This is a genomic window from uncultured Sulfuricurvum sp., assembly GCF_937936435.1.
Lineage (GTDB): Bacteria > Campylobacterota > Campylobacteria > Campylobacterales > Sulfurimonadaceae > Sulfuricurvum.
The window spans coordinates 1-16,759 of sequence record NZ_CALDDG010000038.1 but is presented as its reverse complement, the minus strand read 5'-3'; the positions used below and the strand labels follow the sequence as shown (position 1 = coordinate 16,759).

Here is a 16,759-nt window from a genome sequence, read left to right as displayed (position 1 = left end):
CATCAGAAGCAAAATGATTCCCCCGATCACCATGATCGACGAGGCATTGATTCCGAAAAGCTCGAAAATGAGATTTCCTAAAAATACGGTCGACAACGACGATATCAGAACCGTCATAGCTGCTTTTCTCCCGATTTCGCCCGCATCTTCTTTCGTCAATCCCGAAGGCGAAGATGAGATCATGATCGCCGCCGCCGCTACCGGGTTAAGGATCGTCACCAATCCCACCGTATCGTGCAGCAGGGTTTGCAAATAACCGAAATATGAAATGTCCATTCTCCCCTACCGTCGATAATGCTGTAATGCGTACATATAGGAGTTACGCTCATAGGCGGAAGCGTTATCGGTGTGCAGCAGCGAAATACTCCCTTTCATCTGAGTGATCGATTCATATTCATACTTTTCCATCCATGCTTGAATATCGTGCAGGATATGTCGGACTTCCGACTCGCCGTGTTGCAATAAAACCGATGCCAATGCCGCAGCGTCTGCACCGCTCATGATCGCTTTGAGGACATCTTCGCCGGTGTGTACCCCCGTATTGGCGTATAAAGAACACGCTACCTGTTTGTACAAAATCGCACACCAGCGCAGCGTTTCGCTGAGATTGGATGAGCTCGTGATATTGGCTTTGCGCTGAGGGCTCAGCAGTTCCAGATCGATATCGACCCGTATCGGATTATCAAAAATGCCTAAACCGTCCGCTCCCGCTTCCACCAGGCGTTTTGCCATATTGGCCGGGGAAGAGAAATAGGCGTTCATCTTGACGTTCAGGGGAATCGAGATATTCTCTTTTACCATCGCAACGGTATCGACATACATTTGCTCGACCTGAGCACCGTCCATATCAACCGAAGTCGGGATATAGGTGATGTTCAGTTCCAGCGCATCGGCTCCCGCTTGTTCAAGTTTCGACGCATAAGAGACCCATCCTCCCGCCGATACGCCGTTGAGACTGGCGATGAGGGGAATCGATACCGATTCCTTGATACGCCGTAATTCCTCGAGATAATGATCGCCGTGGAGATTATCAAATGCGACGTCATCGGGAAGATAGGTCGTCGCTTCGGCGTTCGAATCGCTGTGGATATGGAGAAAATGGTCGATACGGGCGATTTCGTGATTAATCTCCTCTTCGAAAAGCGAGTGCATGACCACGGCGGCGATGCCGTTGTCTTCGAGACGGCGGATACTGTCCAGCGAACCCGTCAGCGGCGACGCGCTGGCAATGAGCGGATTTTTAAGTTTCATTCCCAAAAGGGTCGTAGAGAGATCCATATCACACCTCCTCGTGTGTCGCAGGTTCGAAATGCTGGTGCAAATCGCTGTAGCGTTTATAGAGTGCCTGTGCCGATTCTGCCGCCGTAGCGAGAAAATCGGCTGCCGAGAGGGCATTCATTTTTTCGACCATTTTAAACCGTGTCTCTCGGTACATAAAATCTTTGACATCGATCTTCGGCCCTTTATAGTCCAGATGCAACGGGTTTTCCCCTTGTGCTATTTTGTCGGGATTAAAACGGAAAATCGGCCATAATCCGCTGTCGACCGCCCGTTTTTGCTGATCGAAACCGTATTTCAGATCGTACCCGTGGGCGACGCAGTGGGCATAGGCGATAATGATGGACGGCCCCTCATGGCGTTCGGCTTCGATAAACGCTTTGAGCGTCGCCTGATCGTTCGCCCCCATAGAGACTTTCGCGACATACACATTACCGTAGTTGATCGCCATAGCGGCGAGGTCTTTCGGCAATCCCGGTTTGCCCCCCGCGGCAAATTTCGCCACCGCTCCGGTGAAGGTCGCCTTGGACTGCTGGCCGCCCGTATTCGAATAGACCTGCGTATCGAGTACCAGAATATTGACGTTTTTACCGCTCGCGAGGACATGATCGAGACCTCCGTAGCCGATATCGTATGCCCAGCCGTCCCCTCCGATGATCCAAACCGATTTTTTCACCAGATATTCGCTCAGTTCCAGCAGTCTGCGTGCCGGTTCGTCGTCTCTTTGCTCCAACAGTGCTTCGAGCTCTTTGACCCGGCGACGCTGATCGTTGATCTGCATTTCGTTCTCTTGCGGCGCATTCAGGATAGCAGAAGCCAGCGGAGTGTCGATCAACTCTCTAAGGAGCGTTTTGGCATGTTCGGTATGATTGTCAATCGCCAAACGAAAGCCCAAGCCGAATTCGGCGTTATCCTCAAAAAGCGAGTTCGACCATGCCGGCCCCCGTCCTTCGCTGTTTTTCTTCCAAGGCGTTGTCGGCAGATTTCCTCCGTAGATCGAACTGCATCCGGTCGCATTGGCGATGACCATGCGGTCGCCGAACAGCTGGGAAGCGAGTTTGATATACGGGGTTTCTCCGCATCCCGGACACGCGCCGCTGAACTCGAACAGAGGCTCCAGAAACTGCGATTCTTTGAGATTGTCATGTTCCAGCCGTGAGCGATCCATCGTCGGCAGCGAGAGGAAGAAATCCCATTGCCGGATTCCCGCTTCGCGCAGCGGACGCTGCGGCACCATGTTGATCGCTTTGAGGTTGGTCTGGGATTTGTTTTTCGCCGGGCACACTTCGACGCACAAAGCACATCCCGTGCAATCTTCGACGGCTATGGAGATGTTAAAACGCTCGTGATCGCCGAAATTTTTCCCTTTCGCCTCTTTCGCCAGAAAACCTTCCGGCGCACTCGCGAGCAACGATACGTCAAAAATCGTCGAGCGGATCACCGAATGGGGACAGGCACTGACGCATTTGTTGCACTGGATACAGGTATCGGGATCCCACAGAGGAACTTCCTGAGCGATATTGCGTTTTTCGTATTGGGTCGTTCCCGTCGGCCAGGTGCCGTCCTCCGGCATTTGAGAAACCTTGATTTCATCGCCTTTGTACGCGGTGATTTTACCGATGACATTTGCGATAAAAGGGGTATATTCCCCTTTTAATACCGGAGCCAGTTCCACCGAACTTTCGGCCGATTCGGGAATGTTCACCGCATAAAGATGTTTCAGCGTCGCATCGACCGCATCGAAATTCATACGTACGATCTGTTCCCCCTTCGCACCGTAGGTCTTTTGGATCGAGGCCTTAATCTTCTCAATCGCCTGTTCCTGAGGCAAAATCCCGCTAATGGCGAAAAAGCAGGTCTGCATCACCGTATTGATCCGGCGTCCCATATGATTTTCCGCCGCGACACGGTAAGCATCGATCGCATAAAGACGCAGTTTTTTGGATACGATCTGCTCCTGCGTCACACGGGGAAGTCGGCTCCACAGCTCTTCTTGGGGATACGAGGTGTTAAGCAAGACGACCGCACCGGGTTTGGCGATCGAGAGAAGATCGAGTTTCTCTAAAAAAACATCCTGATGGATTCCGATGAAATCGGCTTTTTGGATCAGATAGGTCGAACGAATCGGCTTTTTCCCGAAGCGCAGATGCGACGTCGTCATCGAGCCCGATTTTTTGGAGTCGTAGACAAAATAGCCTTGCGCATAATAATCGGTCTCGCTTCCGATGATTTTGATCGTATTTTTGTTTGCCCCGACGGTTCCGTCCGAACCCAAACCGTAAAAGAGTGCCTGAAACTGATCGGCATTTTCGAGAATGAACGTATGATCGTACTCAAGCGACGTAAATGTCACGTCATCATCGATACCGACCGTGAAATGGTTTTTGGGAGAGTCTTTTTTCAGCTCGTCGAAAATGGCAAAAATCATAGCGGGGGTAAACTCTTTGGAGGAGAGACCGTAGCGGCCGCCGATAATGCACGGCATCGTAAACCCCATCGATTCGCGATTTTCAAACAGTGCCGTCAGAACGTCATGATAGAGCGGTTCCGCGAGGCTTCCCGCCTCTTTGGTACGATCCAACACCGCGATGGAACGAACCGCTTTTGGAAGAGCCGCGATAAAAGCTTCCGGCTCGAACGGAAGTGCCAGTCGTACCTTTACGACTCCGACTTTTTCGCCCGCGTCACCTAACGCCAAAACGCTCTCTTCCGCCGCTTCGGCACCGGAACCCATCAACACGATGACACGCTCTGCATCCGCCGCGCCTACGTAATCGAACAAACGGTACTGCCGACCTGTCAAAGCTGCAAATTTATCCATTTGCTGCTGAAGAATTTTTCCGACTGCCTGATAGTAGCGATTGACACTCTCGCGCCCCTGAAAATAGACGTCGGGATTTTGAGACGTCCCGCGCAGTACCGGACGGTCGGGATTAAGGGCACGACGGCGGTGGGCCGCTACGAGATCGGTATCGATCATCGCCCTAAGAACGTCGTCGCTTAGTTTCTCGATCCGGCTTACTTCATGCGATGTCCGGAAACCGTCGAAAAAATGGAGAAACGGGATACGGGCGTTGAGCGAAGCCGCCTGTGAAATCAACGCAAAATCGTGCGCTTCCTGAACCGAATTCGAACACAAAAGGGCAAAGCCGCATTGGCGCGTCGCCATGACGTCTTGATGGTCTCCAAAGATGGAGAGCCCCTGTGCCGCCAGAGAACGGGCCGCGACATGAAAGACCGTCGGAGTGAGTTCTCCCGCGATCTTATACATGTTCGGAATCATCAGCAGCAATCCCTGCGATGCGGTAAACGTCGTCGTCAATGCACCGCTTTGAAGTGCGCCGTGAACGGCACCGCTGGCGCCCCCCTCACTCTGCATCTCATAAACCGTCGGAACGGTTCCGAAAATGTTTTTCTCCCCTTTCGAACTGTACAGGTCGCTGAACTCACCCATCGGCGAGGATGGGGTGATCGGGTAGATAGCAATCACTTCATTGATTTTATGGGCTACAAGGGCGACGGCTTCATTTGCATCGACGGTAATCGTGGCAGATGTATTCATAACGATACTTCCTTTTGGCTTTTCGGTGTGCTGAGTTTCTTATTGTATAGCAAATTCAAAAATATATGGATACAAACAGTAATTATTCTAAAATATTATTATATATTTTTCATAGTTACTTCAGCAATACTTATAATTCCAATTTCACCTTCAGAAAGCATAGTATAAGGAAAAACTATGTATCTTTCGGGAAAGATATGGAACCGCCGTAAAAATTAGCAGATAATGCCTACGCGTATCTTAAAGCTCATATTTTCATAAACTGCATATAAAGGGCATCAATGTTTTTTAATCGTACGGAATCTGTCGAAATAGCACCGCTAAATGAAAAAATTGCACAATTGGAAAGCAAGGTAAATACATTGCTGGAAGAGAACCAGCGGCTGAAACAAGAAAACAAGACATTTAAAAACGATGCGTTGATGTTCGATCTAGTTCAACATCTGACCGATAATCTGACCAACGCCTGTCAAAAAGATTTGAGTATTTTACAAAGCGATCTCTCCGCAAACGTTTCTCAGCTCGAAGATATCGAAAAGCTGAACAAAAACAACCGTTCGAATGTCGATGCTATCAATAGCGATATCGACGAACTCCTCTCCACCCAGCAGGATTTGGTTACCAATATCACCCACAATTACGATTCCGTTTCCAATCTGAACGAAAGTGTCGGCTCGATCTCTTCCGTCATTAACCTGATCAAAGATATCTCGGATCAAACCAACCTGCTCGCTCTCAATGCCGCTATCGAGGCAGCACGGGCCGGCGAGCACGGAAGAGGATTTGCCGTGGTGGCGGACGAAGTACGTAAACTGGCAGAGAGAACCCAAAAAGCGACGGCCGAAGTGGCGATGAGCGTTCAAAGCCTCCGACAAAACGCAGAAGAGATTCATGAACGCTCAGGAACCATGGAGTCGATTTCCACGGTATCGAGCCAAAAGCTCGAAGAGTTCCGTCAAACGCTCATCGATTTGGGAACTCATACCGAAAAAATCGATAGCGATTCGACGAATGTCCTCTACTCCGTCTTTATGGTACTGGTCAAACTCGATCATCTCTTGTTCAAAGCCAAAGGATACAAAAGCGTCTTCAACCTCAAAGTCGAAGACGAGTTCGTAGATCATCATAACTGCCGCTTGGGCAAATGGGCAGACGGCGGCAAAGGGAAAGAGATTTTTGGACAAACGCCGAGCTTCCAGAAACTCGAATCGCCTCATAAAACGGTGCATGACAATATTCTAGCAGCGATCGAATGTGTCAAAACCAATACCTGTACGGAAGAATCGGAAAACGTCATGACCTATTTTAAACGTGCGGAAGCCGCAAGCAGCGAAGTGATCTCGGTCTTGGGTGCAATGCTGATAGAAGAGCGTGAAAGACGCCAAAAAGGGAAAAAATAATATTTCTCGTCTCTTCTCTAAAACTACTTTGGGCTTAGAGCCCTAAAGTATCTGAAACTGTAGTTTCAGATTAATGTAAATTAGTACTATTGGTCAAATGGTCGGTATCGATTTTAACCGTTACCGTATCCGTACCTTTAGTATAACTATATTCAGTATAAGCTCCAGCTGTCGTTTCACCCGCTTTTGCCCATCCGGTTCTATCTACGGTTGCTACTGTATCTCCGGTATTTCCGTCAATAGTCAGCGTATGTGCGCTACTCGAATCCGTCATCAAGAATATCTGATCTAAACTTAATCCGCTAAGGGTCTGGTTCCCATTTCCGCTCATGTCTATTTTTTCAATATTAGAAATATTATTTATTCCAGACATATCAATACTATCGATATTTTTAAAAATTAGCGTATCAGTGCCGGCTCCGCCATCGATTGCCGAACCGCTGTAAAGAAGTGTATCATTTCCGCTGGTAGGAGAAGCTGCACCTATGGTGACGTGAAAATCAGAACCAATGATTGTAGCAGATTCTGATCCGTCACTCTCTACCATTTTTGCCGTTACACTGACATCCGCATTCATGGCAGACTGAACAAAAGTGATCGCATTGATATCAGATGCTGCTATTTTTGTGATAGTATAGGTATCACCGCTATAACTAATATTTGCTTCATCAATCCAAATATCGTTGGCTTTAAATGATGCGTCGGAACCCAATCCGCTAAGAGTGAGTGTCACTGTTTCAGAACCATCAAGGTCTTGGACGTTTGCATTAATTTTTAGTTCGATATCATCTCCGGCATTTCCAAATGTTTGTGTTGTATTTAAAGTCAGTGTGTCGACTACAGGATCTATTACAACATTCATTGTACTGAATGAACTATTGCCAAATTGATCAAGTACTTGAACCGTTATTCCTTCAATCGTTCCACTCCAATTCTGCGGTCCTTGTATCCAAACGTATGCCGGCAATACACCTCCACTAAGAGGAATATTCCATAAATTTGCCGCTACTTGTCCGGAAACACCATAGCTCATCTCCATACTCATAGTGCCGTTCGTACCTAAATTTTGAGCCATCACTTTATCGCTTCCATCTGGATTATTGCCATAAAATACTAAAAAGCCATCGGGAATCTTATCCAACGAAACCGAAGTAAGTTTTTCAGACGAATCAATATTTGTTAATCCGATATCCAAAGATGTCAATGTGTCTTCGTTTCCTGAACGATCCACGGAACTCCCGAGTATAAATCCATCTGTTACGGCAGTAACATTAAAAGTAAGATTCTGCGTCGATATTTTTTCCGTTGTATCGTATGGACTCCAACTTTCAGCTTCTTTATTTTTTACAAAAAAGTCGATACTGACCGATCCATCTCTATTTTCTGCCGGCGTAAATATAAAATTTAATGTCTGATTGTATGTTGCTCCGTCAATAACATAATAGGTTCCGGCTGGCAATCCGACAGGATCGATCTGAGTTGCTGTAATTGCAACACCGTTTCCATCTTTTAAAATGCCGTTTAGCCCATCACTTCCTTGTATATCCGTATAATTTTCCGTGACTTTAATATAAACTTTTCCATCTATAATTTCAGTATTCAGCCCATCTGAGGGATTATCAAGTGTAATGCTAAACGATTGGTCCATATCTTCAGATGTAGTGCCGTCATTAACAACACTCAACGTCATATCGTCGGTCATCGGTAAAACTGATCCGCTAAAATTGATAAGAGCTGTATGGCTTGCCCCACCTGTAGCGTACGTAGTCAACTCTACATCAAACGCCAAATCGGTACCTGAAATGTCAACGGCAGAAGTATTTTGATTGGATATCGGAGTCACCGTAATAGCACTAAGCGCATCAACTATCGATTGTTCATTACCATTTCCGCTGATCGTGTAAAAATCACCACCTGCATTATAAGTCATCCCCTCTATCGTAACGCCTATAGGCACGTTTCTAATTGTGATGGAAAAAGCACTGTTGGCACCATCTGTCTCGACATGGATGACATCACTCAGTTGAAACGGTGTATCTTCTCGTAAAATACTACCTGAATAAGCATTTCCATCGGTAACAACTGTATCCGTAACAGTATTAACGGTATAGCTATGATCATGCGTACCGTCGTTATCGATATCTTGATAAAATGCAGTTATTACAGCCGGAATTCCAGGTCCAGGGCCTGTGATCGTATTAGCAATCGTTAGGTCGAAAGAAACACTATCCGATTGTTCAACGTTATTGTTGTTGTCTTCGTTAAAAGCCGTAATCGTTATATTAAACGGAGTATTGATTTGACCGACTGAAAAACTTCCATCAACGTTAAAAACAAGATTATACGTTGCACCGCTACCGCCTAGCGATTGATCGGCAATATCAACATACCAGAAACCTGAATAATTACCGCCTCCCGTATCTCCGGCATATGTACCGCCTACAACTGTTATCCCCTCAGGAACACCTGACACAGTAATTCTCGTAAATTTCTCCGACCCATCGGTATCGGCTGAACCTCTGCCGTCACTGTCAACTCCTGTTACAGTTAAAACTTTTGTAAAACTTCCATTGTCCGTTACGGTTACATTGCCCAAACCATCTACACTATTAGATGCGGTAGTCGTAGTAGTAGTTGCCAAGTTGATATCGTCCGTTACAGCATTAACAGTCACATTATAAGGCTGATCTGTTTTAGTGATAGTATTTGTATAATAGTTTCCGTCACTATCTATTGCTCTATCTTGATAGGTATATGAAATATTAAAGCTATAGTTCGCATCGCTGTCTTCCGGAAGAGTAGCGGTCACTGTTTCCAATACACCGTTTACTACGCTTAACGATACGTATCCCGATCCGCTTAATACACCGCTCGTTGAACCGGTTAAAATAACGCCTGAAGGAACCGTGCTCATATCGATACTGAAGCTTTGCAGAGTTTCTTGACCTGAGTTCATACCATCGGTGTCCGGAGATGAAAATCCGAAGTTCAATATTTTAAAGGTATCTTCGTCTTGGGTGTCCGCACTATTGATAGTAGCTCCGGCTTCAGCAGCCGGAGTAATCATCAATGAAACATTTTTTACTTCATGCGTTTTACTGTCACCGGCACCCTCTGTCGTTACTAAACGGATATCAAAATTAGTTTCGCCGGCATAGTTTTGCGGAGTTGTCAATGTCACATGCCCTGCATTCAGCTCAGTAATATCGATGAACCAAATTCTTCCTGTTCCGCTACCTCCTATAAAAGTGGCTCCTTGAATATCAAAACCGCTTGCTAGATTTGTCACTTTTATACTGAGAGTTTCAGAGTTATCCGCATCATAAGAGCCTAATAAACCCGGCGTTGCAAAAATATCTTTAAGATTGATCAAGGTTGTATTATCTTCCGTATTCGTTGCATTAAAGATATGTCCATCAACATTCACAGTTGCCAATGTATCGTTAATAGGGATATCAGCTACCTCTTTTACATCTACTTGTATCTGTAAATCTTGCGTAACTGGCAGAGTAGATGCACCGTCTACCGTTGTCGCTGACACAGTAAATGTGTAATCCGTATCACTATTATGAGGAGGGATAAATTTGGTCAAATAATCATTTTGGTAATCAGCGATAACTACTTTCCATGTACTATCCGCATTATTGGTGATTGTAATATTTCCGCTTGAACTACTCGTTTCATTTACTAATTTCCATGACGTACTGCTCTTATCATACACATACAATGATCCGCCATCAGGAATACCGTCTATGGAAACAGTAAACGTTTCCGAACCGTCGGTATCGGCGGATGTCGTTTTGATCATTAAAGGAATCCCGTTTTCGGGTGCATCAATAATAACTGCACTACCGTCATTTGCCGTATTTCCGTTCGTTCTTCCCGCATCTTCATACCCTATAGCTTGTGCTACCTGAAGTGTAACAGGGTCTGCTTGTTGTGTTACATTCATTGTAAAAGTAACTTCAGCTGTTTTCACGACGTCATGAACGCCAGTATCAACATCTTGGTCATATACGTTTAAAGTTATTTTACCATTACTATTCACACCGCCATACTGTTCAGGAAGTGTCAGAGTGAAGCTTGGATCGGAAAGTTTATTATTCGCCGTTGAAAAATAGACTGTGGCTGTTCCAGAGCTATCAGCAACAGCTATCGTACCACCCAAATTGATAATCGTACCTTCAGGAATACCGCTGATCGTGTATGAACGCCGTTCTGAGCCGTCTAAATCTCCACCTAACGGTGTCACATCATTTTGATATCCGCTGGTTTGAGTAAGCAGTGCTTGTAAATCTATCACTTTAGCCGATAAATTTTCTTCGACAAATACGTCAAATGCGAAAGCTGAACCTACATATGAACCGCGATTCCCATAGGTATCGACAGTACTATTCCATGTCAATGAAATATCGTCTGTTTGTGCCGTTATGGCTACTTTCATTGTTTCAGTTGTAGTTTCATATAAATCGGTATTCGTCGTGCTTAGAGGAATGCCCGCATCATCGACCTCATACGATGTTGTTGAAATATTGATCTTGATATCATGGTCGTTGTCTTCTGCATGGATGACTCTGAGCGCTTCATATTCTGCCTGTGTGAGCTGTATCGCACCATCAGCTACAGGATCCAAACCTGAGTAATAATACTCTGACGGTGCATCGGTTATGTAGATTTTTACCGTCTGATTATCACTTGTAATCGTCGCTAAATCCGTTCCGTCCCCTTTTTCCAAAACGGCACCGGTTACATTTGTACCATTGGTAAATTTAAGTTCGATATACCCTAACCGTTCAGGATGATCACCCGCAGCCGACCCGTTTACACTATTTTTATCCGTTTGGTCAGTGCTCAGTGATGGGAGTGTTAAGCCCAGCGCGACGCTGTTTGTCCCCTCTTGAATATTACCGGCATCTTCAAATGTTGATACATCATGAACAGTGATACCCGGTGCATCCGCTATCGGTTTAACAAGAATCTCTACAGTTCCCGTTGCACTATCGCCGTCACTATCACTGACACTGTAGGTAAAACCACCGGTTGTCCCGCTATAATCCCCAAGAGGGATAAAAGTAAGGGTTCCGTCTCCATTATTTTTTAGAGAACCGACGATATCATTTTTTTCGCTATCGTAAATACTGATACTAGCGCCGCTGACAACACTGGATGAGGGATCCACACCATTATAGAGTGTAATAGCTCCTCCTGAAAATGACTCATTGCTGATTACAATTATTGTATTGGTATCTTCATTCGTCTCTACCGATAAATTTCCGCTTCCCGGCACAGAGTCGCTCACAGTGACATTAAAGTTTTGAACCCCGCTAGTTGCTGTTCCATCTGTGATTTTATACCCGAATGTTAAAACAACATTATCATCGCCGGCTACAGGATGATCGATATTTTTAAACTGAGTATACGTATAGTTGTCATCCGTTCCGCCAATGCCGTTTTTATTAAGTGTGATGACGAAAACCTTGTCCGATGCTGTTCTACCCGAACCTGCGTATGCTGTTGTTGTATTTCCGGATACGACGTATTCTATTGCAGTACCATCAGAAGTCAATACCGTATATCCGACATCATCTGATGTGAATGTAGGCGTACTCTCAAAAGAGAGAATATACCCATTATCGCCATTTGGAGCACTAATATTTAATGATTGTGTATCATGTATCGTCGTGCTTGGATTGGTAATATCAAAATTGTCTTCATCGACATATGCATCAGTGGGATTTCCAAGCGTTACACCATCAATAATGGTTCCCGTTGCACTGTTTATCGTCGGATGAATCGCAACATTTTCATAGGTACCGTTAGATTGTGAGACACCGGTTATCGTTACTGTATAGCTTTCGTTCCCTTCAGCACTAAAATCATCTAATGTCGTATTCGTGATAGTTGCACTGCTATGTCCGCCTGTAATTGGTATTTCTTTTACAATCGTTGTAAAATCACCGTCGACAACTCCATTGTTTGAGGTATATGTCACTGTAACCGTGACAGTTTCACCAATCGGAACAATGAGAGGAGTACCATTTTTATCTACCAATGTAATCGTATGGGTAAGATTTCCTCCTTCGATAGTGGAAACGTTATCGGTAATTTTAATATAGACACTATCCTCAGCATCGTATGTTGTTCCATCGGGTGCACTTGGAACTATCGGTTCTTGCGTAGAAGAGATATTATCCGTAATTGTGCCGATAGCACTTATGATATCGCTTGGTGCACCATTAGCAATTGTATGTGAAGTAATTGATTCAAATGCATTATTTGTGTCAATAATACTGCTGATAGAGACTTTGTAGTATTCCATCCCTTCCGCAAAATAATCATCTTTTGTTGCTACATCAAATATCGTACTGCTCGTGCCACCAGCGATTATGGTACTTATCGTATTAATGTAATCGGTTCCGCTTGTCGCATCCGTAGTGGCACCTATACCGTCTACTCCGTACGAAAAATTTACGGTGATATTTTTTCCTGAGGGAATATTTACTTCATTACCGTTTATATCGACAATCGTCACTTTGTAGCGTGCGGTGTCGCCTTCATAAACATCAGGTGTGACCGATTCTAGTTTTACAAACACTTTACCGAGATCGGCTCCATCTTGGATTGTTGTCGTCACAGGAGCTGTATCTATTGCAACATTTTCATATCCTCCGGTTATAGGAAGATAAGAATTTTGGATAATATGGACTGTAAATATCTCGTTATTATCATTAACTACATCGTTGTAAGTTGATGTTGTAATTACAGTTCCTAAAGCTACACTACTTTGTAAATTATTATTATAATCCTGACTTCCATCCATCTCGCTCTGTACAGCGGCTCCGCTCGCTGTATCGTTATAAAAAGAAATGCCTACTGTTCCTATTTGACTTGATAACTTCGTAGATGGCGAAAATATCGTTTCACCTGAAGCAAATGCCAATGCCATATATTTACCGCTATTCCCTTCTGTCACTGTATTTGCAAAAGTGTAATTTCCATTTCCGTCCAAAATAGGGTTTCCAGTATCATCTAGCGCCACTAGTTTTATGATCACGATCTCATGATCAGGTTCAATTCCGTCGTCCGGAATTAACGGGCTTCCCGTGTCATCAAGAATCGTTCCGACACCGATAGCGTCACTAATAGTAGCATTGTTACTCGGGTTTGAAAGAATTACATTAAAAGTTTCTCCATTATCCGCAATATAATCATCATGGATCGGGACGGTAATTGTCGTTGTTAGAGTACCGGCAGTAATCGTACCGATTCCGTTCACACCGCTGTAGTCAGCCCCATCAGTCGCACTTGCATCGGATGTTGCATAATGAAATGTGACATCACCGTCTGCAAAAGCTGATAACGTGACGGTAAAAGTCATTGTCCCTTCTTGTTCATTTATCGTTTGATCGTCAATAATCAGTGATGGGATAAACATATTGTCTATAATCGTCGTTGTTACAGCCGTCGTATCGATAAATATGCTCTCGTATGTAGCTGCATCAGAATACGTTCGATCCACAATGGCAACAGTAAATATTTCATTGTTATCCGCTAGATAATCATCTATTGTTGTTGTAGTAAAGGCTACTCCTAAATTCACCGTTTTAGTTGTCGATACGTAGTCCGTTCCATTGCCGGTTGCAGTACCGTCGGTAAATTTAATATCAACCGTCCCACTTTGCTTAAGTTCGACTCCGTTTTTATCGAACGCAACGGCAATATAACTTGGGTTTAGCCCCTCTGCCACTTCATTTGCCGAAACACGATTACCATTCTCATCGAGAGCAAAAAGTCGGATTGTAATCGTATCGGTACTATCATTCTCCGTACTCCCCTGATTTGTGTACGGATCGGATACCGTATCATCAAGGATGGTTCCAATACCCACTCCGTCACTGATGGTCGCATTATTGCTTGGACTGGAAAGAATAACGTCAAAAGTCTCCCCATTATCCGCAATATAATCATCGTGAATCGGAACGGTGATCGTAGTGGTAAGGGTACCGGCGCTGATCGTCCCTACTCCGCTGACACCGCTATAGTCCGCTCCATCGGTTGCAGTCACATCAGACGTTCCATAATGGAACGTCACATCCGATTCCGTCATACCCGACAACGTAACCGTAAACGTCATCGTCCCTTCCTGTTCATTGATAACTTGATCGTTAATCGTCAACGTCGGGATAGGTTGCGCGTCCTCGATCGTCGTCGTTACGCTCGAATTTCCGATATTGAGTTCATTGTACCCCCCGCCGCTGGTCGATACGATAGAAACGTTATAGTTTTCAGGTCCTTCGTAAATCGCATCAATATTGTTTTCGATCGGGAACGTGACGCTTGTCGATCCTGCCGGAATCGTTACCGTAATCGTACGCGGGAGAAGATCGCCGTCTTCGGTCGTAATGTGTCCGATAGAGACAGTGACGAGAAGAGCCGTTTTCGGAGCGGTATCTACGCTCAGCGTATAGTAGGCATTCCCTCCTTCCGCTACGGTGATGTCACCTGAAAGGTTCAAAATTCCGCGCAGCGGTATAAAAGTCGGCTCCGGCGTCGGAGCGATAGGAGGAGTCGGCGCCGGAGGCGTAGGGGGGACAGTCGGCGGCGTTACCTGATTTTGGGCAGCGTTGCTTCCCAAGCGATCGGAATCTTCACGGTGGAAGACGTCTTCTTGTTTATAGTCGTGGCTGACACCGAAAAATTTTGCTTTTCGCAGATCGGAATTGACATCGGTTTGTGCTCCCGTACGGTCGGCAAACGTATCTCCGGTCGATTCACCCTCTTTGGGAGCTTCTTGACCGGCAGTCGTCTCGTCGCTGACTTCTTCACCTTTATCGTCGTTTTCTGCTACCAGTGCGGCAAGCTCTTCGGGAGACATGATACTTTGCGCAAACGGGTTGGCGCTGGCGGGATGGATCGTCGCTTCCTCGACATCGGCCAACGAAGGAACCATCGTTACGTCGAAAAGCTGCGGAGCAATCCCCGCAAACGTCTGCTCTTTGCCGCTTTCGGCAAAACTGACCGTATACGAGGCCCCCTCATCCGCGCCGAACACGATCTGACCCGATTCGATCACATCGCCGGCTTGCAGTTTCGTAATGTTGCCTGCGATATCTTTGACAAAAACGTTTCCCTTAACTTTGGTTACGGTTGCTAGTCCCATGAAAATCCTTTTGATATGATGTAATCGCCTGAGGGCTTCGAGTGTGAAAAGTATAGGCGAATGAAAAAAAAGGGACAATTGTCCCTAGGGACACTGTGCGGTTATTTATACTGCAGCGCGAAATCGAGACGATCCTTAACCTGCAGTTTCTGATAAATATGGGTCGTGTGCGCTTTCACCGTCCTCGGCGTAATCGACAATGCGCTGGCGATTTCGTTATAGAGTTTCCCCTCCAGAAGCATGAGCGCAATCTCGCGTTCACGGGGACTGAGTTTCCCGAAAAAGCTATGCGTCTCATAAATCGGTGTCAGCAATTCGACCATCTTCGCCGTAATCTCCGGATGAATCCACATCATATTCGATTGCAGTGCTTCGATCGCGGAGAGGAGAAAAAGCGTATCCATTCGCGTATTGCCATAACCGTAAACCCCGAGAGAGAGATAATGTCTCGCCGGTTCGATCTGAGGCAGGGATTGCAACAATAAAATGCGATTGCCCCGTTCCACCAGCTCTTTGATAAGAGCGTCGTTGGCACGGACATCGTTATCCAAAGCACAGACGACCAAAGAATCGGCGATATCTTCGGTCTCGTATGCAACACGATACGTTTTTTTCTCAAGAGCCTCTTCGATATGTTTTAATACGGTGACGTCATAAGCATAAACCACAATCTCCATCATCGCTCCGTCAACATATGTTGTTTCGTTTTGAGGATCGGTTTGAGGATATAATCGAGAACACTTTTTTGCCCCGTCACGATATCCGCACTGACCGTCATCCCCGGGATTATCTGCAAACGCTTCCCTTTGTATTCCATATAGCTTTTATCGGTTTGTATCCGTACCGTATAAAAGGTCTCGTCCTTTTGATTCGTCGTCGCATCAGCGCTGATGAGGACGACTTTTCCCTCCAAAGCACCGTAAATCGCAAAATCGTAGGCACTGAATTTTACGACCGCTCTTTGTCCCGGATAGATAAATGCGATATCCGAGGGTTTGAGTTTGACCTCGACGAGAAGTTTTGCCCCTTTCGGGACGATCTCGACGAGATTGTCACCCGGTTTGACGACCCCTCCTCGGGTATGGACGAACAGTTTTTGAACCGTCCCGTCCATCGGAGAACGCACTACCGTTCGATCCACCTGATCGGTCAATGCCGTCGCATCGGCTTGGAGCGAATTGAGCTGAGCCAACGTCTCGTTGTATTGGCGCTGGGCATCGGAACGGAAAAGATAATTGGCCTCTTCGATCCCCCGTTGGGTTTCGGCAATCACCGATTCGAGTCTCGGAATCGACAATACCGTCGATTGGTAAGATCGGAAGAGCACACGTCTGAACTCCAGTCACATTCCTTTATCTC

Annotated in this window: 6 protein-coding genes; 1 reads left to right on the top strand and 5 read right to left on the bottom strand. The window is 45.8% G+C overall.

The window, feature by feature from the left end; genetic code table 11:
- The 3 genes from Q0389_RS04990 to nifJ all read right to left on the bottom strand — a co-directional run.
- Positions 1 to 276 (bottom strand): MarC family protein (locus tag Q0389_RS04990; protein ID WP_298692241.1); only part of this gene is annotated, 276 nt, incomplete at its 3' end.
- 6 nt (positions 277 to 282) lie between these two features.
- Positions 283 to 1,278 carry a dihydroorotate dehydrogenase-like protein gene (locus tag Q0389_RS04985; RefSeq protein ID WP_298692239.1) on the bottom strand — a complete coding sequence of 332 codons (996 nt, stop codon included), beginning with the start codon at positions 1,276 to 1,278 and terminating at the stop codon, positions 283 to 285.
- Position 1,279: 1 nt separating this feature from the next.
- A complete protein-coding gene (nifJ, locus tag Q0389_RS04980; RefSeq protein ID WP_298692237.1) occupies positions 1,280 to 4,840 on the bottom strand; it encodes a pyruvate:ferredoxin (flavodoxin) oxidoreductase in 3,561 nt (1,186 codons plus the stop codon).
- A 281-nt stretch (positions 4,841 to 5,121) separates the two neighbouring features.
- Between nifJ and Q0389_RS04975 the strand changes: the two genes are divergently transcribed.
- Complete coding sequence (locus Q0389_RS04975) at positions 5,122 to 6,240, top strand: methyl-accepting chemotaxis protein (protein ID WP_298692235.1); 1,119 nt, start codon at positions 5,122 to 5,124, stop codon at positions 6,238 to 6,240.
- Between the two features lie 70 nt (positions 6,241 to 6,310).
- Here Q0389_RS04975 and Q0389_RS04970 read toward each other — a convergent pair whose 3' ends face one another.
- The gene (locus Q0389_RS04970) at positions 6,311 to 15,400 is read right to left on the bottom strand and encodes a Calx-beta domain-containing protein (protein WP_298692233.1); all 9,090 of its coding nucleotides are present in this window, start codon (positions 15,398 to 15,400) and stop codon (positions 6,311 to 6,313) included.
- 101 nt (positions 15,401 to 15,501) lie between these two features.
- Positions 15,502 to 16,077: a response regulator transcription factor gene (locus Q0389_RS04965; protein WP_298692231.1), complete on the bottom strand. Its 576-nt coding sequence runs from the start codon at positions 16,075 to 16,077 to the stop codon at positions 15,502 to 15,504.
- Positions 16,078 to 16,759: the final 682 nt, after the last annotated feature.